Below are 23137 nucleotides of genomic sequence, written 5' to 3' on the forward strand. Positions count from 1 at the left end.
AAAGTGCCCCCCCAAACTTCGGCACCCCCCTCTCGCACATCCCGCTCCGGGAAATGGTGGGTGGGGAGGGGGGTTCAACCCCCCCCCGTTCCCCTCCTTTGTGTGTTCCCTCGACCGCACCGGGGCGGGGCGCGTCAGATCGTGTCCCACCGCGCACCGTCGTACGCCTGCCCGATCCGCTTCATCAGCTCCTCGTCCACCGCGAATTCCGTGTCGTCGATCCGTCCGACCGGCGCGATGCCCTGCGAGTTGGTGAGGAACGCCGACCGGAACGCGCCAAGCCCGTCCAGGGTCACCGGACGCCGTACGGACGCCAGCCCCGCGGCGGGCAGTTCCCGCTCCAGCAGCGCCATGGTGACGCCGAGCAGACAGGGGGCGTCCGGCCAGACGACCGAAGTGCCGTCCCAGAAACCGATGTTGGTGATCGCGCCCTCCGTCACCGCACCGTCCGGCAGGGTCAGCAGGGCCTCGTCGAACCCGGCGCGGGCGGCCAGTTGCGCGTAGTACGTCTGGCCGAACTCGCCGGGCCGCTTGATGTGCGGCACGGTGCGGGCGTACGGGACGGACATCAGGCCGTGCGGTTCGGCGGACTTCCGCGCCGGCCCCCGCACCGTGACCATGACGGTCGTCTCCGCGTCGCCCGGAGGCAGATAGCAGTGGATCCGGACCGAGGCGTCCCGCACCCCGGCACCGTCCAGCGCGTGCCGGATCAGTTCGCGGACCCGTGCCCCGTCCAGGCCGCACTCGAACAGCTCCTGGTTGGCGGCGTCCAGCCGGGCCAGATGCAGGGCCAGGCCGCGCACCTTTCCGTCCCTGACCTGCATGGCCGTGAAATGGCCGTAGCCGAGGAAGGCCGGAATCCGCAGGTCCGCCTCGGTGGCCGGATGTCCGTCGAACTCGGCGTACGGGGAGGGTGCGGGCGGGGGAGTCGTCATGCCGTCCACCGTATGCCGCGACGTCCGGCGGCGGGGTCCGGCGAAAGGACTTGACCTCAACCATGGTTGACATAAGAGCCTCTTCGCATGGACCTCACCACAGCACCCACGACCCCTTCCACCGCACCCCTGAAGGTCGCGGTCATCCTCGCCAGCAACCGCGAGGGACGGTTCGCCCCCGTCGTCTCCGGCTGGTTCCTCTCGCACACCGACCCCCACCCCGACATCGAGACCGATCTGATCGACGTCGCGGAACTCGACCTCCCGGTCGCCCTCTCCTACCGGCCCGACGTCGACGCGCAGGCCCGACTCGCCGCCGTTTCGCCCCGGTTGGCGGCGGCCGACGCCTTCGTCGTCGTCACCCCCGAGTACAACCACTCGTACCCGGCCCCGTTGAAGAACCTCATCGACTGGCACCGCGCCGAATGGCAGGCCAAGCCCGTCGCCTTCGTCTCGTACGGCGGGGTGTCCGGCGGGCTGCGCGCCGTCGAGCACCTGCGGCAGGTCTTCGCGGAGCTGCACACCGTCGGCATCCGCGAGACCGTGTCCTTCCACGACGCGGGCGCCCTCTTCGACGACGAGGGCAGGCACCGGGACCCGGCGGGCTGCGACGCGGCGGCCAAGGTACTGCTCGACCAGCTGGTCTGGTGGGGGCACGCCCTGCGCGACGCCAAGGCCGTCCGTCCGTACGGCGTCTGACCCGGGAACGCTGCGCCGCGCCGCGACGTCCCCGACAATCGAGGGGTACCGGAACACACGCGACCGACCCCGCAGGAGCCGAAGGTGACGACGCCGGCATGGCTGACCGTACTGACCACGACGGACAGCGAGGAGAAGGCCCACTCCCTGGCGCAGGGCGCGGTGGAGGCGCGGCTCGCCGCCTGCGTACAGATCTCCGCGCCCGTCACCTCGGTCTACCACTGGCGGAACGCCATCGAGACCACCGAGGAGTGGCAGCTGCTGTTCAAGACGACGGCCGAGCGGTACGACGAACTGGAGGCCCACCTCCAGGAGGCGCACGACTACGAGACCCCGGAGATCATCGCGATCCCGGTGCTCCGGGGCAGCGCCGGCTACCTCGCCTGGGTCTCGGCCGAAACCGCTCCGGTCACCTCCCTGTAGCCCCGGGTCCGTCCCGGGGCTACTCCCCGTGCGCCGCCAGCGCCTCCCCGATCCCCGGCTCGCGCGGTCCCAGGAAGTACGGGTCGGGCTTGAACACGGCGTCCAGCGCCGCCTTCCCCGCCGCGAACACCTCCCGCGTCCCGCCGTAGTACCAGGTCGCGTCGTGCACGGCGTCCACGCCCACCCCGTACGCGTCGATCCCCGCGGAACGGCACAGCGCGATTGCCCGGCGGATGTGGAACCCCTGGCTCACCAGCACCGCGCGGTCGACCCCGAAGATCTTCTTGGCCCGCACGCACGAGTCCCAGGTGTCGAACCCGGCGAAGTCGCTCACGATCCGCTTGTCCGGCACCCCGTGCTCCCTGAGATAGGTGCGCATGGCATCCGGCTCGTCGTACTCCTCGCGGCTGTTGTCACCGGTCACGAGCACGACCTTCACCTTCCCGTCCCGGTACAGCTCGGCGGCGGCCTTCAGCCGGTTGGCGAGATACGGCGAGGGCCGGCCCTTCCAGAGCCCCGCCCCGAACACCATGGCCACCTGCTGCGCGGGCGCGTCCGCGGTCGTCCTGACCCGGGCGTCGGCGACGGAGTACGTCCAGGTCGCGGGCGCCAGCGCGAGCACACACGCGACCATCAGCCCCTGCACGGCCCGCCGCTGCCCGCGCCGGGTCCGCGGCCACCGCGGCCGCAACCGCCCGAGCAGCTGCCGTCCCGGCCGCTTCACCCGCATGGGAGCCCCCTTTTTTCCGTGCCGTGCTCCGTCGTCCCACATGATCGGACGATTCACGGGCCGAAAGAGTTCTCGAACGGGCAGGATGAACGCCATGAACCGAACCGGGGCCGAGGACGACTGGGTGACGATCGCCGCGTACGAGAACCTGAAGGGTGCCCTGCACCCGGCTGCCGCCGCCCGCGCCTGACTGCGGGACCGGGGCATCGACTGGATGCCGATACCCGCCGGTGAACTGCGCTGCGACCTGGCCTGCGCCCCCGGCCCGGACGGCCACTGGCGCGGCTGGATCACCGTCCGCGCCCGCGCCTCGGCGCTGCGCTCCCTGGGCCTCCACCCCGACCAGCCCACCGCCCGCCCCACGGCACCCTCGCCCCCGGGGTGGTGGCACGCGGCGGCGGAGCGGGCGGCCCGGCGGCTCCGGTGAACCGGTGGCACGGAGGCTCCACGGCACCCGTCACCCGCCCGCAACGGCGCGGCAACCTCGGTCCCGCACCATCGGGACCATGACGCAGCCGGCACCGGCACCAGCCCAGGAGTCCCTGCCCCTCGACAGCACGGCGCAACTGCTGACCCGCATCACCGCACAGCTCGGCACCCAGCTCGGACTCGTCGCGCTGGACGGGACCCGGAGGACCGCACCGACGCTCCCGGCGAGGGAGAACCTGATGAACGGACATCTCCCGGCCGCCCCCTGAGCCCTCTTGTCGGTCCGGCCGTTTACTGTCGGAACCATGGACGGCATGGACGGTACGCAGGGCACACAGGACCACGGCACGGCCCCCTACGGCGCGGCCGACGCCCGGCGCTGGGACACCGAGCCGGACAAACGGCCGGGCCGTACCGCGTTCCAGCGCGACCGTGCCCGGGTGCTGCACTCCGCCGCGCTGCGGCGGCTCGCCGGGAAGACCCAGGTCGTCACCCCGGGCACCCGCAGCCATGCCTGGGACGCCAGTCCGCGTACCCGGCTCACCCACTCCCTCGAATGCGCCCAGGTCGGCCGCGAGCTCGGGGCCGCGCTCGGCTGCGACCCCGACCTGGTCGAGACGGCCTGCCTCGCCCACGACCTGGGCCACCCGCCGTTCGGACACAACGGGGAGCAGGCGCTCAACGACTTCGCGTCGGACTGCGGGGGCTTCGAGGGCAACGCCCAGTCGCTGCGCCTGCTGACCAGACTCGAACCGAAGCGGTTCGTGCCCGACACCCGCACCGGCGAACTGGTCAGCGTCGGACTCAACCTGACCCGTGCCGCCCTGGACGCCGCCACCAAGTACCCGTGGCCGCGCGGCGCGCACCCCGCCGACCCCGGCTCGCCGAAGTTCGGGGTGTACGAGGACGACCTCCCGGTCTTCGAATGGGCCCGCGAGGGGGCGCCGAAGGACCGCAAGTGCTTCGAGGCCCAGGTCATGGACTGGTCCGACGACGTCGCCTACTCCGTGCACGACTTCGAGGACGGGCTGCACGCCGGGCACATCGACCCCAACTGCCTCTACGCCGAGCCGGAGCGGAACGAGATCTGGGCGGTCGCCATCGGCCGCTACGTCCCCGCGGACACCGAGCCCCAGGAGCTGGCAGACGCGCTGGACCGGCTCATCGCCCAGGACTGGTGGCCGCACGGCTACGACGGATCCGCCGTCGCCCAGGCCCGGCTGAAGGACGCGACGAGCCAGCTCATCGGCCGGTTCTGCCTCGCCGCCGAGAGCGGCACCCGGCAGGCGTACGGGACGGGCCGCCTCGGCCGTTACGCCGCCGAGCTGGTCGTCCCCCGCGAGGCCCGCAACGAATGCGCCGTGCTCAAGGCGGTCGCCGACCGGTACGTCATGCAGCGCGCCGAACAGGAGGCGATCCGCGCCGACCAGCGGATCGTCATCGCCGAGCTGGCCGCCGCGCTGACCGCACGCGCCCCGGAGGGGCTGGAGCCGCAGTTCCGGGCCCTGTTCGACGCCGCCCGCGACGACAGGGCCCGCAAGCGGGTCCTGGTCGACCAGATCGCCGCACTGACCGACGCCTCGGCCCGCTCGCTGCACGCGGCGCTCACCGAACGCCGCCGATGACCGGCGCCCGCCCCGGGCCAGGGCGATCGTCCCGTTTCCGCCTTGTCTGCGAGCCGCACCCCGTCCCGCGGGCCGCACCGCGCAGACTGGCCCTGACCCCCAGGGCCTGTCCGGTGGATCATGGCCGGGGTCGCGGGGCCCGATCCTTCCTGATCCGGCCTGATCCGGCCCGATCCGAACGAGAGACCCCGGGTGTGACCTGATCGGGGTACACCCTCTTTCGCCATCACGCTGCGTGCGGGACGCTCGCAGTTGGCGGCGCCGCGCAGCAAGCACCGAGGAGGCATCAAGTGGTCGACGCACATCGGACGTTCGTCATCGTCGGCGGAGGACTGGCGGGAGCGAAGGCGGCCGAGACACTCCGGACGGAGGGTTTCAGCGGCAGGGTGATCCTGCTCGGCGACGAACGGGACCATCCGTACGAACGGCCGCCGCTCTCCAAGGGCTATCTGTCCGGCAAGGAGGAGCGGGACAGCGTCTTCGTCCACGAGACCGCCTGGTACGCGGGCGCCGACATCGAGCTGCACCTGGGACAGCCCGTCACCTCGCTCGACCGGAAGGCCCGCGCCGTACAGCTCGGCGACGGCACCGTCGTCCACTACGACAAGCTGCTGCTCGCCACCGGGGCCGAGCCCCGCCGCCTCCCCGTACCGGGCACGGACCTGGCCGGCGTCCACCATCTGCGCCGCCTCGCCCACGCCGACCGGCTGCGCAACGTACTGGCCGCACTCGGCCGCGACAACGGCCATCTGGTGATCGCCGGGGCCGGCTGGATCGGACTGGAGGTCGCGGCGGCGGCGCGCGGGTACGGCGCCGAGGTCACCGTGATGGAACCGGAACCGACCCCGCTGCACCAGGTCGTCGGCCCCGAACTCGGCCAGATCTTCACCGATCTGCACAGCGACCACGGGGTCCGCTTCCACTTCGGCGTCCGCCTCACCGAGATCATCGGCCAGGACGGCCTGGTGCTCGCCGTCCGCACCGACGACGGCGAGGAGCACCCCGCCCACGACGTGCTCGCCGCGATCGGCGCCGCGCCCCGCACCGCCCTCGCCGAGACCTCCGGACTCGCCATGGCCCCGCGCGCGGACGGCGGCGGCATCGCCGTCGACGCCTCCCTGCGCACCAGCGACCCGCACATCTTCGCGGCCGGTGACGTCGCCAACGTGGCTCACCCGCTGCTCGGCACCCGGCTGCGCGTGGAGCACTGGGCGAACGCGCTGAACAGCGGCCCGGCCGCGGCCCGCGCCATGCTCGGCCAGGAGGTCAGCTACGACCGGGTGCCGTACTTCTTCTCCGACCAGTACGACCTCGGTCTCGAATACTCGGGCTGGGCGCCGCCCGGCAGCTACGACCAGGTGGTCATCCGGGGCGACGCGGGGAAGCGGGAGTTCATCGCCTTCTGGCTGAAGGACCGCCGGGTGCTGGCCGGGATGAACGTGAACGTATGGGATGTCACCGAGACCGTGCAGGGACTGGTCCGGTCCGGTCGGCAGATCGACCCGGACGCGCTGGCGGACCCGTCGGTCCCGCTGGCATCCCTGGCCTGAGTCCTGCCGGACAGGCCCGGCCGTTCCGTCCGGCGGCCCCGGACGGAACGACCCGGCCGGTCCGCGCGGCACCACCGGGTTCCACGGATCACATCGGCACGCGGCACGGCTGTCGTACCCCACCCGTAGACTTCACCCGTGGCAGGCAGGATCAATGACGACGACGTGAAGGCGGTACGGGACGCGGTCCCGATCGACGCCGTCGTTTCCGAGTATCTCCAGCTGCGCAACGCGGGCGGTGGCAACCTCAAGGGCCTCTGCCCGTTCCACGACGAGAAGTCCCCCTCCTTCCAGGTCAGCCCGAGCAAGGGTCTCTTCCACTGCTTCGGCTGCCAGGAGGGCGGCGACACGATCGCCTTCGTGCAGAAGATCGACCATCTGACGTTCGCGGAGGTCGTCGAGCGGCTCGCCGCCAAGGCGGGCATCACCCTGCGCTACGAGGAGGGCGGGTACAACCCCTCCCACCAGCGCGGCGAGCGCATCAGGCTGGTCGAGGCGCACAAGGTGGCCGCCCGGTTCTACGTCGAGCAGCTGGACAGCCCCGAGGCCGAGATCGGCCGGAAGTTCCTCGCCGAGCGCGGCTTCGACCAGGCGGCCGCGGCCCACTTCGGCGTGGGCTACAGCCCGGCCGGCTGGGACCACCTCACCCGCTATCTGCGCGGCAAGGGCTTCAGCGACAAGGAGCTGATCACCTCCGGCCTCTCCCAGGACGGCAGGCGCGGCCCCATCGACCGCTTCCGAGGCCGGCTGATGTGGCCGATCAGCGACACCTCCGGCGACGTCGTCGGCTTCGGCGCCCGCAAGCTGCGCGACGACGACAACGGCCCGAAGTACCTCAACACCCCCGAGACCGCGATCTACAAGAAGTCCCAGGTGCTGTACGGGATCGACCTGGCGAAGAAGGACATCGCGAAGGCCAGCCGGGCCGTGGTCGTCGAGGGCTACACCGACGTCATGGCCTGCCATCTCGCCGGGATCACCACCGCCATCGCCACCTGCGGCACGGCCTTCGGCGGTGACCACATCAAGATCCTCCGCCGGCTCCTGATGGACAACGGCAGTGCTCGGGTGATCTTCACCTTCGACGGTGACGCGGCCGGGCAGAAGGCCGCCCTGCGGGCCTTCGAGGACGACCAGAAGTTCGCCGCGGAGACGTACATCGCCATCGCCCCGGACAATATGGACCCCTGCGATCTGCGCCTGGCCAAGGGCGACGAGGCCGTCCGCGACCTGGTCGACCCCCGCACCCCGCTCTTCGAGTTCGCGCTCCGCCAGATCGTCGGCCGGTACGACCTGGAGACCCCGGCGGGCCGCGGCGCCGCGCTCGACGAGGCGGCCCCCGTCGTCGCCCGGATCAAGAACAGCTCCTCGCAGCACGAGGTCGCCGTCCAGCTGGCCGGCATGCTCGGCATCCTGGACACCCAGTTCGTCGTCAAGCGCGTCGGCCAGCTCGCCCGCTGGGCCCGCGAACGGGGCGACCAGCGGGGCCCCGCCCAGCCGCCCTCCCGCGGCGGCCACCAGCACCAGCAGGTCCGGGCGCCCGCCGCCCCCTCGGGCCCCGCGCTCAACCTCCGCAGCCCCGCCCACCGCACCGAGCGCGAGCTGCTGAAGCTCGCCCTGCAGAAGCCCGCCCTGGTCTCCCCGGCCTTCGACGCCTACGGGATGGACGAATTCACCGCCCCGCCGTACGCCGCAGTCCGGCAGTGCATCGCGGAGGCGGGCGGCGCGGAGCTCGGCGTCCCCGAGACCCGCGAATACCTGGTCCAGGTCCTGGACGCGGCGCCCAACGACACGGTGCGCAATCTGGTCACCGAGCTCGCCGTCGAGGTCTTCCACGGCAAGACCATCGATGAGACCTACGCGGGCATGCAGCTCGTCCAGGTCCGGCTGCGCGCCGTCGACCGCCGGATCGACGACGTCCAGGGCAGCCTCGCCCGCCTCGGCAGCAATGTCGCCCCGGACCATCTGGCGGCCGCGCAGAACGAGGTCTGGGTCCTCCAGCAGTACGCCCAGTCCCTGCGCAACAGCGGGGCCGACGCGCTCTGAGCGGGCGCCCGGCGGGGCAAGGGCCGGTCCGGCGGATCATGGCCGGGGTCGCGCCCGGTCCGCCGGACAGGCCCCAGCGCCCCCGCGTAACCGACCGGTCACGGACCGGACTCAGAAAGTCGCCGCACGCCCCTCGTGGCGGCGATGTGTCTTCCCCCACACTGGGGGGCGGTGCCTGAGACATCGGAGCGCGGCCGGCCCACCGAACGGTGGTCCTCCATCCCCGCGGTCCGGCAGCGATCACCTGGAGGTCGCCCCCGTGCAGACCCGGACCCTGACCGAAACCGAGCATGTCTCGGCCATCCCCGCGCAGAACCGGGCCGTGCACCATCCGGAGGCCGCGGTGGAGCCGCCGACACAGACCGATCCGCCCGAGCCCCCCGAGGCACTCATGGAGGAGTCGCCCCGGGGGTCCGAGCCGCCCGAACCGCGGAGCCGTCCGGAGACCGCCGGTCCGTCCTCCGACCTCTTCCGCCAGTATCTGCGGGAGATCGGCCGGATCCCCCTGCTCAGCGCCGCCGACGAGGTGGAGCTCGCGCGCCGGGTCGAGGCCGGACTCTTCGCCGAGGAACGGCTCGCGGGCACCCCGGACCCGGACACCCGGCTGGCCGTCGATCTCGACCGGCTGGTGGTCATGGGGAGGATGGCCAAACGCCGCCTCATCGAGGCCAACCTCCGCCTCGTCGTCTCCGTCGCCAAACGCTATGTCGGCCGCGGGCTGACCATGCTCGATCTGGTCCAGGAGGGAAACCTCGGGCTGATCAGGGCCGTCGAGAAATTCGACTACGCCCGGGGCTACAAGTTCTCCACGTACGCGACCTGGTGGATCCGGCAGGCCATGTCCCGCGCCCTCGCCGACCAGGCGCGGACCATACGGGTCCCGGTCCATGTCGTCGAACTGATCAACCGTGTCGTACGGGTCCAGCGCCGGATGCTCCAGGAACGCGGCTGCGAGCCGACGGCGGAGGAGGTCGCCGACCAGCTCGACCTCACCCCGGAGCGGGTCGGCGAAGTCCTGCGGCTCGCCCAGGAACCGGTCTCGCTGCACGCCCCGGTCGGCGAGGAGGACGATGTCGCGCTCGGCGACCTGATCGAGGACGGCGATGCCGCGTCCCCGGTCGAGTCCGCCGCGTTCCTGCTGCTGCGCGAGCACCTGGAAGCGGTGCTCTCGACCCTGGGCGAGCGCGAGCGGAAGGTGGTCCAGCTGCGCTACGGGCTGGACGACGGACGGCCCCGCACCCTGGAGGAGATCGGAAGGATCTTCGGCGTGACCCGCGAGCGCATCCGCCAGATCGAGTCCAAGACCCTCAGCAAACTGCGGGACCACGCCTTCGCCGACCAGCTCCGCGGCTACCTCGACTGACGGCGCGAGGGCCCGCACCGCCGGACGGCGGTGCGGGCCCTGGGGTCCGAACGGGCGGTGTTCCTAGTCGACTTCGGCGACCGCCTGCGCGAACTGCGCCGAATACAGGCGGGCATAGGCGCCCTCGGCGTCCAACAGCTCCTCGTGCGTGCCCTGTTCGACGATCGAGCCGTTCTCCATCACCAGGATGACGTCGGCGTCCCGGATGGTGGAGAGCCGGTGCGCGATCACAAAGCTCGTACGGCCATGGGCCAGGCGCGCCATCGCCTTCTGGATCAGGACCTCCGTACGGGTGTCGACGGAGCTCGTCGCCTCGTCGAGCACCAGGATCACCGGGTCGGACAGGAAGGCCCGCGCGATGGTGATCAGCTGCTTCTCGCCCGCGCTGACGCCGGAGCCCTCGTCGTCGATCACCGTGTCGTAGCCGTCCGGCAGCGTACGGATGAACCGGTCGGCGTGGGCCGCCTTCGCCGCCTCCTCGATCTCCTCACGGGTGACCTCGCGCGACGCGCCGTACGCGATGTTGTCCGCGATCGAACCGCCGAACAGCCAGGTGTCCTGGAGGACCATGCCGATGCCCTGCCGCAGCTCGTCGCGCGACATCTTCGTCACGTCGACCCCGTCCAGCGTGATCCGGCCGCCCGTCACCTCGTAGAACCGCATCAGCAGATTGACGAGCGTGGTCTTGCCGGCCCCGGTCGGGCCGACGATCGCGACCGTGTGACCCGGCTCGACGCTCAGCGACAGATCCTCGATGAGCGGCTTCTCCGGGTCGTAACGGAACGACACCTTCTCCAGCGAGACGCTGCCCCGCAGCTCCTCGGGGCGCTCGCGCTCGCCGGGCGCGGGGTCGGCGCCCTGCTCCTCGGCGTCCAGCAGCTCGAAGATCCGCTCGGCCGAGGCGACACCCGACTGCACCAGGTTCGCCATCGAGGCGACCTGGGTCAGCGGCATCGAGAACTGCCGCGAGTACTGGATGAACGCCTGCACGTCACCGATCGACAGCGACCCCGAAGCGACCCGCAGACCACCCACGACGGCGATCAGCACATAGTTCAGGTTCGAGACGAACATCATCAGCGGCTGCATGATCCCGCTGTTGAACTGTGCCTTGAATCCGGCCTCGTACAGCGCTTCGTTCTGCTCGGCGAAGTCCCGCGCGGACTCCTCCTGCCGGCCGAAGACCTTCACCAGGGTGTGCCCGGTGTACATCTCCTCGATGTGGGCGTTGAGCTTGCCCGTCACCTTCCACTGCTGCACGAACTGCGGCTGCGAGCGCTTGCCGACCTTCGTGGCCACGACCACCGAGAGCGGCACCGTCACCAGGGCGACCAGCGCCAGCAGCGGCGAGACCCAGAACATCATGACGAGCACGCCGACGATGGTGAGCAGGGAGTTGATGAGCTGGCCCATCGTCTGCTGCATCGTCTGCGAGATGTTGTCGATGTCGTTCGTCGCCCGGCTGAGCACCTCGCCGCGCTTGGCCCGGTCGAAGTACGACAGCGGCAGCCGCGACAGCTTCGTCTGGATGTCCTCGCGCAGCTGGAAGATGATCCGGTTGATGATCCGGATCGACAGCCGGGTCGCCACCAGCATCAGCAGGCCGGCGCCGACATAGACCGCCAGCGCCACCAGCAGTACGTCGCCCACCGCACCGAAGTCGATGCCCTGACCGGGGACGAAGTCCACCCCGGAGAGCATGTCGGCCAGGCCGCTGCTGCTCTTGCGCAGGCCCTCGATGGCCTGGTCCTTGGTCGTCCCCTCGGGCATCTCCCGGCCGACGACCCCGGCGAAGATCAGGTCGGTCGCCCGGCCGAGGATCTTCGGCCCGACCACCGACAGGGCGACGCTCAGCACCGAGGCCGCGAGCATCACGTACAGCGGGGCCTTCTCCTTCGCGAAGCGCCTCAGCAGCCGCTTCGAGGACCCCTTGAAGTCCATGGACCGGTCGGTCGGCGCCCCGCCCGCCATCATGCGTCCGCCAGGCCCGGCCATTACGCGGCCTCCGCTTCCGTCAGCTGGGAGAGCACGATCTCCCGGTACGTTTCATTGCCGTCCATCAGCTCGTGATGGGTGCCGGAGCCGACGACCCGGCCCTCGTCCAGCACCAGGATCCGGTCCGCGTCGCGGATGGTGGACACCCGCTGCGCCACGATCACCACGGTCGCCTCGGACGTCTCGTGCGTCAGCGCCCCGCGCAGCGCGGCGTCGGTGGCGTAGTCGAGTGCGGAGAACGAGTCGTCGAAGAGGTAGATCTCCGGCCGCTGCACCAGCGTCCTGGCGATGGCCAGACGCTGCCGCTGCCCGCCCGAGACATTGGTGCCGCCCTGCGCGATCGGCGCGTCCAGACCGTGCTCCAGCGCCGTGACGAACTCCTTGGCCTGCGCGACCTCCAGCGCGTGCCACAGCTCCTCGTCGGTCGCGTCCGGGTTTCCGTACCGCAGGTTCGTCGCGACCGTCCCGGAGAACAGATACGGCTTCTGCGGAACGAGACTCACGGTCCGCGCCAGCAGCGCCGGCTCCAGCGTCCGCACATCCGTACCGTCGACCAGCACCTGGCCGTCCGTCACATCGAACAGCCGCGGTACGAGCCCGAGCAGCGTCGACTTCCCGCTGCCCGTCGACCCGATGATCGCGGTGGTCTCGCCGGGGCGGGCCACCAGATCCACCGCCCGCAGCACCGGCTCCTCGGCACCCGGGTAGCGGAAGTCCGCGCCGCGCACCTCCAGATGACCGCGGGCGGTCAGCTCGCGGACCGGCTTGACGGGCGGGACCACGCTGGACTCGGTCTCCAGGACCTCCTGGATGCGCTCGGCACAGACCTCGGCGCGCGGCACCATCATGAACATGAAGGTGGCCATCATCACCGACATGACGATCTGCATCAGATAGGCGAGGAAGGCGGTCAGCGCGCCGATCTCCATGCCGCCGCTGTCGATGCGGTGGGCACCGAACCAGAGCACGGCGATCGACGAGACGTTCACGACCGTCATCACGGTGGGGAACATCAGCGCCATCAGCCGGCCCGTGGACAGCGCCACATCGGTCAGCTCGGTGTTGGAGCCGCGGAAGCGCTCCTCCTCGTAGCCGTCACGGACGAAGGCGCGGATGACCCGGTTGCCGGTGATCTGCTCGCGCAGCACCCGGTTCACCGTGTCGAGCCGCTCCTGCATCGTGCGGAACAGCGGACGCATCCGCTTCACGATGAGACTCACCGCGATGCCGAGCACCGGCACCACCGCGAGCAGCACCGCCGACAGCGGGACGTCCTGGCCGAGCGCCATGATGATGCCGCCGACGCACATGATCGGGGCCGATACCATCAGGGTGAAGGTCATCAGCACCAGCATCTGGACCTGCTGGACGTCGTTGGTCGTACGGGTGATCAGCGAGGGCGCCCCGAATCGTCCGACCTCACGGGCCGAGAACGACTGCACCCGGTCGAAGATCGACGCCCGGACGTCACGGCCGAGCGCGGACGCGGTACGGGCGCCGAAGTAGACGGCCCCCATGTTGCAGACCACCTGGCCGATGCTGACGGCGATCATGATGCCGCCGAATTCGAGGATGTAGCCCGTGTCCCCCTTGACGACACCGTTGTCGATGATGTCGGCGTTCAGGGTGGGCAGGTAGAGGCTGGCGCAGGTCTGCAGCAGTTGGAGGAGGACCAGCAGCAGGATGGGTTTTCTGTACGGACCGAGATAGGCCCGCAGGAGTTTTATGAGCACGCGTGTCTCTCGGAGTCGGCAGAGGGCGGGAGTCGACCCATTTTCCGGCACCGGGGGCCGCGACTGCGAGCGATTTTACTCAAGACCAGGTCAAAAAACAGACCGAGTACACAAGTGGAGGGGTTCATCTCCACGGGTGTACCCGGTCATATCCGCACAGGTGGACGGTTCAGCTCGCGGAGTCGAACGCTCCGGGGTGGATCTGGTCCCGCGTCGCCACGTACTGCTGGCGCACCGCCTGCCCGACCGCCAGCTCGTCGCCCGGCTCCAGCACCTGCGCCGCGGCGCCCTGCCAGGCCGGGGGAGTGAGCGGATCGGCCGTCCCCTGCGAGACGCCCAGCGCCCAGGCCGCCTGCCGGGCCGCGCCCAGCGCCGCGTACTCGGCGGGCTGAGGCACGACCACCTGCGTACCGAACAGCGCCGGTGCGAGCCCCTGCACGGCGGGCAGCTCGGCCGCCGCCCCCAGCAGGAAGACCCGCCGCACCTCCACGCCCCGGCCGCGCAGCACATCGAGCGCGTCGGCCAGCGAGCACAGCATCCCTTCGAACGCCGCCCGCGCCAGGTGCTCCGGCTTCATCGACTCGCGCCGCAGTCCGCACAGCGTCCCCGCGGCATGCGGCAGCTGCGGCGTCCGCTCGCCCTCCAGGTACGGCAGGAGCACCAGCCCGGACGCGCCCGGCGTGGACTTCAGCGCCAGCGCGGAGAGCTCGTCGAGGCCCTCCACGCCGAGCATCTCGGCGGTCCCGCGCAGTGCCCGTACCGCGTTGGACGTGTGCACCACCGGCAGGTGCTTCCCGGTCGCGTCCGCGAACGAAGTGATCATCCCGGTCGGATCGGACAGCGCCTCGTCGTGCACCGCCATGACCGAGCCCGACGCACCCAGCGACACCACCGCGTCGCCGACCCCGACCCCGAGCCCGAACGCCGCCGCCATCGTCTCGCCGGTCCCCGCGGAGATCAGCAGCCCCTCGGGCGTCGTCCCGGCCGCGTCGGCTGGGCCGAGCACCTCGGGCAGCGCGGCCTGGTGGCCGAGCGCGAGCTCCACCAGATCGGGCCGGTAGGAGCCGGTGTCCGCCGACCAGTAGCCGGTGCCGGACGCGGCACCCCGGTCGGTGGTCCGCCGGGCGGGACGCCCCAGCAACTGCCAGACCAGCCAGTCGTGCGGCTGGAGCACCGCGGCCACCCGCTGGGCCGCCTCCGGCTCGGTCCGCGCCAGCCAGCGCAGCTTCGACACCGGCTGCGCGGCCTGCGGCACCGCCCCGACCGCCTCGGCCCAGGGCTGCCGCCCGCCGAGTCCGTCGATCAGATCGGCTGCGGCGACCTGTGCCCGCTTGTCGTTGCCGAGCAGCGCCGGGCGGACGAGGTTGCCCTGGCGGTCCAGCGGCACCAGACCGTGCTGCTGGGCGGAGACGCCGATGGCCTGCACCCCTTCGAGCAGCCCGTCGGTGGCGGCCTCGCCGAGCGAGAGCAGCCACGCCTGCGGGTCGACCTCGGTGGCCTTCGCCTCGACGGGGTGTGCGGCGAACCCCCGGCGCAGCACGGCGCCCGTGTCCGTATCGCAGACGACGATGTGCGTGAAGGCGGAAGAACTGTCCAAGCCGGCGACTATCCCCATGCCCAAGATTCTGCCGCACCGCCGGAGCTTTTCCCTACCGGTCGGCGCGGCAGTGGTGGGGGCGGTCCGGCTAGGTGTTGGTGGTGCCCCAGTCGTCCTCGCCGTTCCGGCCGCGGCCCCGCAGCGAGCGCACCCGGTCGGCCACCGAGGCGGGAACCTTGTCGCCGACCTTCTCGCTCACCGAGTGGTACGCCTTGCCGGCCAGATCGCGGCCGCTCTGCGCCGCGGACTCGGCGGTATTGCGCACGGCCGGATTCTGGGCGAACTGGCGTGCGGCCTTCTTCAGCTGCTCGTAGCGCTCGCGCCCGGCCCGTGTCCCGATCACGTATCCGAGGGCCAGTCCGGCGATGAACGTGAGCCGGTACCGCATGGCTGCCACCCTTCCTTGCTCAGTGCGACGCTCAGTGCGACGTGTGCTGCCCGACCTACCCGCGGGCACCGGAGATCACCCCGGGGGATACCGATTGGCAAAGCACCCCCCTGCTTGCGCTAATGTATGTGTCGCAGCGAACGCGCGCCGCCCGGCAGCAGCCAGGTAGGTAGGGTTCGGTGCATACGCAGCAATCCCCTGTAGCTCAATTGGCAGAGCAGCCGGCTGTTAACCGGCAGGTTACTGGTTCGAGTCCAGTCGGGGGAGCGCGATCCCCTGTAGCTCAATTGGCAGAGCATTCGGCTGTTAACCGGAGGGTTACTGGTTCGAGTCCAGTCGGGGGAGCGGAACGGAAGAGGACCCCGAGGGGTCCTTTTTCGTATGTCCGCCGACGGTCGTCACCGTGGTGCGTGTGGGATGCGTGTGACTCTTTCGTGTGTACTTCGCTCCGTCCGGAACCGGACGGCCGACGTCGAGGTCTTCATGGTCATGCGAAGCCGACCATCCGGAGCGAGAGATCGTATGACCGGCTATGCTGCGGCAGACGGCGCGCACACTTGTACGCGCCACGCCGAAAAGGGGCGGTAGCTCAGCCGGTTAGAGCAGCGGACTCATAATCCGTCGGCCGTGGGTTCGAGTCCCACCCGCCCCACTGCCGATGTTCCGGCAGAAACGTTATGACCTGCGCATATGTAGGCACGAGGGCCCTCACGGATTCCGTGGGGGCCCTCACCATAGCCCCGTAGCAAGATCAAGTGGCCGCGCCCCGGCCCGGCGGGTCGTGCCGGTGGGTTACGGCCCGGGGGCCGCCCGTTCCGCGTCGAAGAGTCGGTGCGTCGGTGCGTCAGTGTCCGTACGGGCGGCCCCGATTGTGTGCGGCCGGGCGATGGCCGTGACGCCGTCGCGAGGTGTGCGCCGCCCTCGGCCGCCCCGACGGATGTCCGGAGAGTCACTTATGACAACGCTCTGAAGGACTACGGTATTTCGTCCCTTTTTATCCTTGATTTCGGCTTCTACGACTTGTTGGCCGCAGGGGTCGGACGTAGTGTCGAAAGTGCCGCAGCAAGAGCAAGGAGCGGCGCAGCGAACTCCTCCAGAGGAGGCGAAGATGAACGTACGCAGCATCTTCGATTACAGGAGCCACGGCGGTGGCGGTGGCTACGGTTACGGTGGCGGAGGCGGCTTCGGACGCGGACGCGGTGGCTACGGACGCGGCTTCGGCTTCGGACGCGGACGCGGCGGCTACGGCCGTGGCGGTGGCGGACGCGGCGGTTACGGCCGCGGCGGCGGCGGTGGGTGGGGCTACTGACCCCACACCCCCGACACCATCCCCGAAACGAGGCAGGCTCGCGCTGCGGCGCGGGTCGGTCTCGCGGTTTTGGGGTCCGCGCCTATGGAGATGGTCCATAGTCCGAGCACTTCTGTGACGTGACGCCCATGAGCCTCAGCAGCTCGTCCCGGCGCCCAGCGCCTCCCGAAGAGACTCCTCAGGATTCGGTGACGGATGTCCCGATCCGCACGGATCCCATCAGCATCGTCGTGGCGTTCCGGCGCTTCTGGCCACTGACCAAGGGTGACCGGCGCTGGCTCATCCTCATTCTCCTGTGCGCCGTCCTGGCCGCCATCGCCGAGACCATCACGGTCCTGCTCTTCGCCAAACTCACCGACACCGCTCTGCAGACCGGCTCCGTCAGCGCTTTCTGGAAGCCTGCCGGCCAGTGGGTCGCCGTGGCGGTCATCGGTGCGGTGGTGGGATATCTGGGCAACTCGCTCGCCGCCTGGGTCGCCGAACGCTTCGTGATGAGGCTGCGGGCACGGGTATTCGGGCATCTTCAGACGCTTCCGCCGCACTTCTACCAGCGCAATCGCCGCGGTGACCTGGTGGAGCGGCTGACAGGTGACGTGGAAGCCATCGAAGCGCTCGTGGTCTCCGGCATCGTCGGGGCGGCATCGGCCGTGTTCAGCACGCTCTTCTACGCCGCCGCCGCCCTGTGGCTGCGCTGGGATCTGGCCCTTGCCACCTTTGTCATGGTGCCGCTCTTCTGGTTCACGACCACCCGTTTCGCCGGGCCCCTGCGCGCGGTGTCCCGGCGCGGTCGGGCGGCGGACGGTGCCATCACGGCCGTGGTCGAGGAGACGTTGGTCAACGTCGTCATGACCCAGGCGTACAACAGGCAGCACGATGAGGAGGAGCGGCTCCTCAGCAAGGCACGTATCCGGCTGAGGACAGCGGTGAAGGCCGTCCGCCTCACCGAGTTCTACGAGCAACTCGTCGAGGTCCTCCAGACGTTGTGCGTCCTGGCGATCATCGGTCTGGGGGCGTGGGAGATCTCCCGGCACCGGATGACGCTCGGACAGCTGCTGGCCTTCGCCGCCTTCATCGGCTACCTCTACCCGCCGATCCGCTCGCTGGGCCAGCTCGGCCTGACGGCCACCGCCGCGACCGCGGGCGCCGAACGACTGCTGGAGATCCTCGACGCCGAGCCCGCGGTCACCGACCCGGGCGACTCCGTGCCCGTGCCGCCGCGGAGCCGGGCGCTCGGCGAGGTGGAGGCGCGTCAGGTGTTCTTCCACTACCCGGGCAGCGACGAGTTGGTGCTCCGGGACCTCTCGTTCACCGCAAGTCCCGGGGAACTGCTGGTCATCACCGGCCCCAGCGGTGCGGGCAAGTCGACGCTGGCGGCGCTGCTGCTGAGGTTCTACGACCCGGTCGCCGGCAGCGTACTGCTGGACGGTGTGTCCGTGGACCGGCTGCCGCTGCCCTACCTCCGGCAGAACGTCACGCTGCTGCCGCAGGACACGCTGGTCCTGCACGACACCATCGAGAAGAACATCGGCTGCGGAAGCCTCGACGCGAGCCACGACGATGTGGTGCGGGCCGCGCGGGCGGCCGACGCCCACGGGTTCATCCAGGTCCTCCCGGAGGGATATGACACAGTCATATCCACCGGCACCTCCCGGCTCTCCGGCGGCCAGTTGCAGCGCATCGCCATCGCCCGCGCCATGCTGCGCGACGCCCCCGTTCTCCTTCTCGACGAGCCCACCACCGGACTGGACCGGCTGGCCGCGGAGCGCATCCTCGAACCGCTGCGGCGGTTGGCCCGGGGCCGTACCACCATCGTGATCACCCACGACCTGGCCCTGGCCGCGGACGCCGACCGTGTCCTCGTCCTGGACGAGGGGCGGCTGGTGGAATCCGGCACGCACACCCAACTTCTCGACAGGAGCGGCCTGTACGCCACACTGTTCGAGCGTCGCACCCACCCGCACAACGGGACCGTGTACAAGCCTGCCCGGACGTCAGGGATCCACTGGAGGTAGGCCGGTCCCCGGCGCAGGGCCCCAACCGTACGGACCGACCCGGTCGTTACCATCCGGCGTGACCGAAACGACCGAAGGACCCACCTCCCGTACCCGCATACTCGCCGATCTCACACCTCTGCGGAGCTCGCCCGACTACCGGCGGCTCTGGTTCGGGAACACGGTCTCCTGGATCGGGCAGGGGATGACCTCGCTCGCCGTGTCGCTCCAGGTCTACGACATCACCGGGTCCGCCTTCTCGGTCGGGCTCATCGGATTCTGCTCGTTCCTGCCGCTGGTCGTCTTCGGGCTGTACGGCGGGGCCGTCGCCGACACCATGGACCGCCGCAAGCTGGGGCTGGCCAGTTCCGCCGGGTCGTTCGTGCTCTCCGTCGCCCTGGTCGCCATCACCGTCGCCGGGGTGGAGCAGGTGGGGCTGCTGTACGCGGTCGTCGGCCTCCAGGCGGCCTGCTTCGCGGTCAACGCGCCCGCCCGCAGCTCGATGATCGCCCGGCTGCTGCCGGCCGAGCAGCTGCCCGCCGCCAACGCGCTCACCTCCATGACCAGCACCACCGGCACGCTGGTCGGGCCGATGCTCGGCGGGCTCGTCGTCGGCTGGTGGGGCTACCGGGCCGCGTACACCGTCGACGCCATCACCTTCACCGCCTCGCTCTACGCGATGTGGCGGCTGCCTGCCATGCTGCCGCAGCGCGAGGAGGGCGCGGGGGACAAGCGGGCGTCCGTCGCGGACGGGCTGCGCTTCCTCGGGACCAGGCCCAACCTCCGGATGACCTTCTTCACCGATCTGTGCGCCATGCTGCTGGCCCACCCCCGGGCGCTGTTCCCCGTCGTCGCCGTCCTCTGGTACGGCGGCGACGCGAAGACCACCGGACTGCTGGTGGCCGCCCCGGCGCTCGGCGCGCTGCTCGGCGGGGTGTTCTCCGGCTGGCTGGGGCGCATCCGGCGCCACGGTCTCGCCGTGCTGCTCGCCGTCGCCTGCTGGGGCACCGCCATCGCGGTCTTCGGACTGACCCGGCAGCTCTGGCTCGGGCTGCTCTTCCTGGCGCTCGCCGGGTGCGCGGACACCACTTCGATGGTCTTCCGCAACACCATGCTCCAGGCGGCCGTGCCGGACGAGATGCGAGGGCGGCTCCAGGGCGTGTTCATCGTCGTCGTGGCGGGCGGGCCGAGGCTCGGCGACTTCCTGACGGGATCGGTCGCCGACCTGACCTCGCCCGGCCTGGCGGTGACCGGGGGCGGGATCGCCTGTGTCGTCGCCGTCTCCCTGCTGGCGCTGCGGTGGCGCGGGTTCGCGCGGTACGACGCGCGGGACCCCCAGCCGTGACGGCCCCGCCCGCGCCTCACCCCCGCGGCACGTCCCCGGCTCCGTCCCGCGGCCCCACCACCGAGCGGGCGAAGCCCAGTTCCGCCAGGTCCTGGGGGCGCAGCCGCAGCTGGTCGGCCGTGGCACGCACCTCGTCCGGGGCGCGCTTCAGGATCGCCGCCGCCGGCTCCGGGGCGATCACCGAGAAGTAGCTGTCCCGGGTGACATGGGTGTTCCCCGGTGCCGCGAGGGCCAGCGCGCCGCCCGAACCGCCCTCACCTATCACCAGGGTGGTGACGGGGACCCGGGCCTCCGCCATCGCCGCGAAGGCGCCTGCGATGGCGGCGCCCGCGCCCACCCGTTCCGCCTCCGCGTCGTTCGCCGCGCCCGGGGTGTCGATCAGCGTGAGCACGGGAACGCCGAGCCGGTCGGCCAGCCGGATCACCCGCGCCGCCGTGCGGTAGCCGGCCGGGCGGGTCGCGGTGCCGCACTGGGCCACGTACGCGATGGACCGGCCGCCGCGCCGCCCGAAACCGCAGAGCAGCCCCGGGTCCGTACCCCCGCAGCGGTCGCCGCCGAGCGGGAGCCGGTGGTCGAAATAGGCGTCCAGATACGCCTCGGCGCGCGGCCGGGCGGGCGAGCGGGCCTGCCGGACCGCGTCCCAGCCGGTCACCGGAAGGCCGGTGGTGGACAGGGCGTCCGGCACGGGGGCGGGGAGCGCCGGGGAGCCCGGGGCGTGGAGCGCCCGCAGCCAGTGGGCCACCGTCCTTGGGAGCTCGTCCGGCGGGACGACCGCGTCGATCTGGCCCGCGGCCAGCTGGCCCTCGGCGGTGTACGCGTGAGGGTCCGCGTCCGGGGGCCGTACCCGGGAACCGGCGAACCCGACCTGGGCGCCCGGCAGCGCCAGGATCACATCGGCGCCCGCGCCCAGCGTGGCCCAGCCGCCCCCCGTCGTCGGGTCGCGCAGGACCGCGAGCTGCGCGGGGCCCGCCGCCCGCAGCCGCGCCGAGGCACGGGCCACCCGCTGGAGCTGGGTCAGGGCGACCATGCCCTCCTGCATCCGGCTGCCGCCCGTCGCGATCAGCGAGACGAGCGGCAGCGCCCGGGTCCGGGCGGCCTCGTACGCGGCCTCCAGCCGGTCCCCGGTGCGCTGCCCCAGCGAACCGCCCAGGAACCCGAACTCGAACGAGACCAGCACGCAGGCCCGGCCGCCGACCGAGGCGAGGCCGTGGACGACGGACTCCTCCTCACCGGTACGGGCGGCGGCGCGGGCCCGGGAGTCCGCGTACCCGGCCCAGGCGAGGGGCCCGTCCCCGAGCTCCCCGGGCTCCCCGGGCTCCCCGGGCTCCCCGAGCTCCCCGAGCTCTTCGAAGTCCGCGGTGAGGGCCGCGATGGCCGCTCTCGCGGTCAGCCGGTCAGGCATGGAGCGACCGCTTCATGATCTTGCCGAGGTCGTTGCGGGGCAGCGCGTCCAGGTAGCGGACCGTGCGCGGGCGCTTGTGCGGGGACAGCTGGGCGGCCACATGGTCCGCGAGCTCGTCCCCGGACGGCGGCGACGCCGGGTCGGCCGGCACCACCCAGGCGACGATCCGCTCGCCCAGATCCGGGTCCGGCTCACCGGTGACGGCGGCCTCGCGGACGCCGGGGTGGTCCAGGAGCGCGTTCTCGATCTCCCCGGCGCCGATCTTGTAGCCGCCGCTCTTGATCAGGTCGGTGGCCTTGCGCCCGACGATCCGTACGTAGCCGTCGGCGTCCCGGGTGGCCATGTCCCCGGTGCGGAACCAGCCGTCCTCGGTGAGTGCGGCGGCCGTGGCGTCGGGGCGGTTCAGATAGCCGGTGAAGAGGTTGGGGCCGCGCACCTGGATCTCGCCGATGGCATCGGGTCCGGTTGCGTCCTCGGCGAGGACGGTGCCGTCCTCCTCGACCAGGCGGAGCTCCACGCCGTGCAGGGGCGCGCCGACCGTTCCGGGGCGCGGTTCGCCGTCGGCCCGGACGCCCGTGTTCATCAGGGTCTCCGTCATGCCGTACCGCTCGATGACCCGGCGGCCGGTGGCCGTCGCGATCCGCTCGTGGTCGTGCACCGGCAGCGCGGCCGACCCGGACACCAGCAGCCGGGCTCCGGCCAGCGCCTTCGCGAGCCCCTCCGCCCCGGGGCCGTCGAGGGCCTCGGCCAGCCGGTGGTACATCGTCGGTACGCCGAAGAGCATGGTGCCGCCGGACGACAGTTCCCGGGCCACCCCGTCGGTGGAGAACCTGCCCAGGTGCCGCACCGATCCGCCCCGCCGCAGCGGCCCCAGCACGCCCAGGATCAGGCCGTGCACATGGAACAGCGGCAGGGCGTGGACGAGCACGTCGTCGCCGGTCCACTGCCAGGCGTCCTCCAGCGCGTCGAGCGAGGCCGCGATGGCCCGCCGGGGCAGGATCGCGCCCTTGGGCGGGCCCGTGGTGCCGGAGGTGTAGACGATCAGCGCGGGGGACTCGGGGGCGGGCTCGGGGAGCGCGGCGCCGACGTCCTCCCCGGCCGTGTCGATGTCGATGCGGTCCAGCGCGTCCAGCACCGGCGGGAGCGTGTCGCCCGCCCCGGCCAGCACCACGGTCGGTTCGCTGTCGGCCACGATGTGGGCGAGTTCGCGCGTCCCCGTCTTCGGGTTGAGCGGCACCGCCGGCACCCCGGCACGCAGCGCGGCCACGACGGCGACCACCGTCTCGGGGGTGGGGGTGGCCCAGACGGCGACCCGCCCGGCGCCCACGAGACGCGCGGCGAGCGCGCTGGAGGCGGTGGCCAACCGGTCGTAGGTCATGGTGTGTTCGCCGAACCGGGTGGCTTCCCGGGTCGAACCGTCATCCGGCACAGAGAGAAGAGGAGTCACCCACCGCACCCTAGGCCCTGATCCGAGCGGTAGGCCCTAAGGGCTGTCCCGTAATCCCTGGCGGGCGTGCGACGTCAGCTACGGCACCTCGCCGCGTTGTCGGAACGCCCGAATACATCCAGTATTCGGG

19 protein-coding genes and 3 tRNA genes are annotated in these 23137 nt (G+C 71.3%); 14 read left to right on the top strand and 8 right to left on the bottom strand.

Translation table 11 applies throughout. From position 1 onward, the window contains the following. Positions 1-134: 134 nt before the first annotated feature. Entirely contained in the window at positions 135-935 is an 801-nt protein-coding gene (locus tag ACFV8T_RS05150; protein WP_385324685.1) for an aminotransferase class IV family protein, read from the bottom strand. An 87-nt stretch (positions 936-1022) separates the two neighbouring features. Here ACFV8T_RS05150 and ACFV8T_RS05155 point away from each other — a divergent pair, with 87 nt between their 5' ends. Both ACFV8T_RS05155 and cutA read left to right on the top strand, forming a co-directional pair. Then, positions 1023-1634, top strand: a complete 612-nt coding sequence (locus tag ACFV8T_RS05155) for an NADPH-dependent FMN reductase (protein ID WP_385324688.1) — start codon at positions 1023-1025, stop codon at positions 1632-1634. A gap of 84 nt (positions 1635-1718) precedes the next feature. Further along, positions 1719-2057: a divalent-cation tolerance protein CutA gene (gene cutA / locus ACFV8T_RS05160; protein WP_266419510.1), complete on the top strand. Its 339-nt coding sequence runs from the start codon at positions 1719-1721 to the stop codon at positions 2055-2057. A gap of 19 nt (positions 2058-2076) precedes the next feature. Here the strand turns inward: cutA and ACFV8T_RS05165 are convergent, their stop codons facing one another. Further along, on the bottom strand, positions 2077-2787 hold the full coding sequence (locus ACFV8T_RS05165; protein ID WP_385324691.1) for a vancomycin high temperature exclusion protein: 711 nt from the start codon (positions 2785-2787) through the stop codon (positions 2077-2079). Positions 2788-3001: 214 nt separating this feature from the next. Here ACFV8T_RS05165 and ACFV8T_RS05170 point away from each other — a divergent pair, with 214 nt between their 5' ends. The 6 genes from ACFV8T_RS05170 (at position 3002) to ACFV8T_RS05195 (ending at position 9800) form a co-directional block, all read left to right on the top strand. Beyond that, on the top strand, positions 3002-3214 hold the full coding sequence (locus tag ACFV8T_RS05170) for a hypothetical protein (RefSeq protein WP_385324693.1): 213 nt from the start codon (positions 3002-3004) through the stop codon (positions 3212-3214). 79 nt (positions 3215-3293) lie between these two features. Continuing rightward, positions 3294-3485 carry a hypothetical protein gene (locus tag ACFV8T_RS05175; RefSeq protein ID WP_385324696.1) on the top strand — a complete coding sequence of 64 codons (192 nt, stop codon included), beginning with the start codon at positions 3294-3296 and terminating at the stop codon, positions 3483-3485. A gap of 45 nt (positions 3486-3530) precedes the next feature. Then, positions 3531-4841, top strand: a complete 1311-nt coding sequence (locus ACFV8T_RS05180) for a deoxyguanosinetriphosphate triphosphohydrolase (RefSeq protein ID WP_385324796.1) — start codon at positions 3531-3533, stop codon at positions 4839-4841. A 290-nt stretch (positions 4842-5131) separates the two neighbouring features. Beyond that, the gene (locus tag ACFV8T_RS05185; RefSeq protein WP_385324698.1) at positions 5132-6391 is read left to right on the top strand and encodes an NAD(P)/FAD-dependent oxidoreductase; all 1260 of its coding nucleotides are present in this window, start codon (positions 5132-5134) and stop codon (positions 6389-6391) included. A gap of 138 nt (positions 6392-6529) precedes the next feature. Beyond that, a complete protein-coding gene (gene dnaG, locus ACFV8T_RS05190; protein WP_385324700.1) occupies positions 6530-8437 on the top strand; it encodes a DNA primase in 1908 nt (635 codons plus the stop codon). Between the two features lie 175 nt (positions 8438-8612). Next, on the top strand, positions 8613-9800 hold the full coding sequence (locus ACFV8T_RS05195; protein ID WP_385324798.1) for an RNA polymerase sigma factor: 1188 nt from the start codon (positions 8613-8615) through the stop codon (positions 9798-9800). Between the two features lie 63 nt (positions 9801-9863). Here ACFV8T_RS05195 and ACFV8T_RS05200 read toward each other — a convergent pair whose 3' ends face one another. The 4 genes from ACFV8T_RS05200 to ACFV8T_RS05215 all read right to left on the bottom strand — a co-directional run bounded on the left by ACFV8T_RS05200 (position 9864) and on the right by ACFV8T_RS05215 (position 15513). Next, positions 9864-11795: an ABC transporter ATP-binding protein gene (locus ACFV8T_RS05200; RefSeq protein ID WP_385324703.1), complete on the bottom strand. Its 1932-nt coding sequence runs from the start codon at positions 11793-11795 to the stop codon at positions 9864-9866. Continuing rightward, entirely contained in the window at positions 11795-13528 is a 1734-nt protein-coding gene (locus ACFV8T_RS05205; RefSeq protein WP_385324705.1) for an ABC transporter ATP-binding protein, read from the bottom strand. Before ACFV8T_RS05205 ends, ACFV8T_RS05200 begins: the two co-directional genes overlap by 1 nt. A gap of 169 nt (positions 13529-13697) precedes the next feature. Continuing rightward, complete coding sequence (locus ACFV8T_RS05210; protein ID WP_385324708.1) at positions 13698-15143, bottom strand: FGGY family carbohydrate kinase; 1446 nt, start codon at positions 15141-15143, stop codon at positions 13698-13700. 70 nt (positions 15144-15213) lie between these two features. Then, positions 15214-15513 carry a YtxH domain-containing protein gene (locus tag ACFV8T_RS05215; protein WP_385324711.1) on the bottom strand — a complete coding sequence of 100 codons (300 nt, stop codon included), beginning with the start codon at positions 15511-15513 and terminating at the stop codon, positions 15214-15216. A gap of 194 nt (positions 15514-15707) precedes the next feature. On the opposite strand from ACFV8T_RS05215, the gene ACFV8T_RS05220 reads away from it, so the two are divergent. The 6 genes from ACFV8T_RS05220 to ACFV8T_RS05245 all read left to right on the top strand — a co-directional run bounded on the left by ACFV8T_RS05220 (position 15708) and on the right by ACFV8T_RS05245 (position 20158). Continuing rightward, positions 15708-15780: transfer RNA gene (locus ACFV8T_RS05220), tRNA-Asn, on the top strand. Between the two features lie 5 nt (positions 15781-15785). Next, a tRNA-Asn gene (locus tag ACFV8T_RS05225) sits at positions 15786-15858 on the top strand. A gap of 233 nt (positions 15859-16091) precedes the next feature. Next, positions 16092-16165 (top strand) — tRNA-Ile (locus tag ACFV8T_RS05230). Positions 16166-16621: 456 nt separating this feature from the next. Beyond that, positions 16622-16822 carry a hypothetical protein gene (locus ACFV8T_RS05235; protein ID WP_385324713.1) on the top strand — a complete coding sequence of 67 codons (201 nt, stop codon included), beginning with the start codon at positions 16622-16624 and terminating at the stop codon, positions 16820-16822. 128 nt (positions 16823-16950) lie between these two features. Then, positions 16951-18834: an ABC transporter ATP-binding protein gene (locus tag ACFV8T_RS05240; RefSeq protein WP_385324716.1), complete on the top strand. Its 1884-nt coding sequence runs from the start codon at positions 16951-16953 to the stop codon at positions 18832-18834. A 58-nt stretch (positions 18835-18892) separates the two neighbouring features. Further along, entirely contained in the window at positions 18893-20158 is a 1266-nt protein-coding gene (locus tag ACFV8T_RS05245; protein ID WP_385324719.1) for an MFS transporter, read from the top strand. Positions 20159-20174: 16 nt separating this feature from the next. Here ACFV8T_RS05245 and ACFV8T_RS05250 read toward each other — a convergent pair whose 3' ends face one another. Beyond that, positions 20175-21560, bottom strand: coding sequence for a carboxyl transferase domain-containing protein (locus tag ACFV8T_RS05250; protein ID WP_385324721.1), 1386 nt, complete (start codon positions 21558-21560; stop codon positions 20175-20177). Further along, positions 21553-22938, bottom strand: coding sequence for an acyl-CoA synthetase (locus tag ACFV8T_RS05255; RefSeq protein ID WP_385324800.1), 1386 nt, complete (start codon positions 22936-22938; stop codon positions 21553-21555). Before ACFV8T_RS05255 ends, ACFV8T_RS05250 begins: the two co-directional genes overlap by 8 nt. Positions 22939-23137 lie beyond the last annotated feature (199 nt).

Source organism: Streptomyces sp. NPDC059832 (assembly GCF_042731715.1).
In the GTDB taxonomy this organism is placed as follows: domain Bacteria; phylum Actinomycetota; class Actinomycetes; order Streptomycetales; family Streptomycetaceae; genus Streptomyces.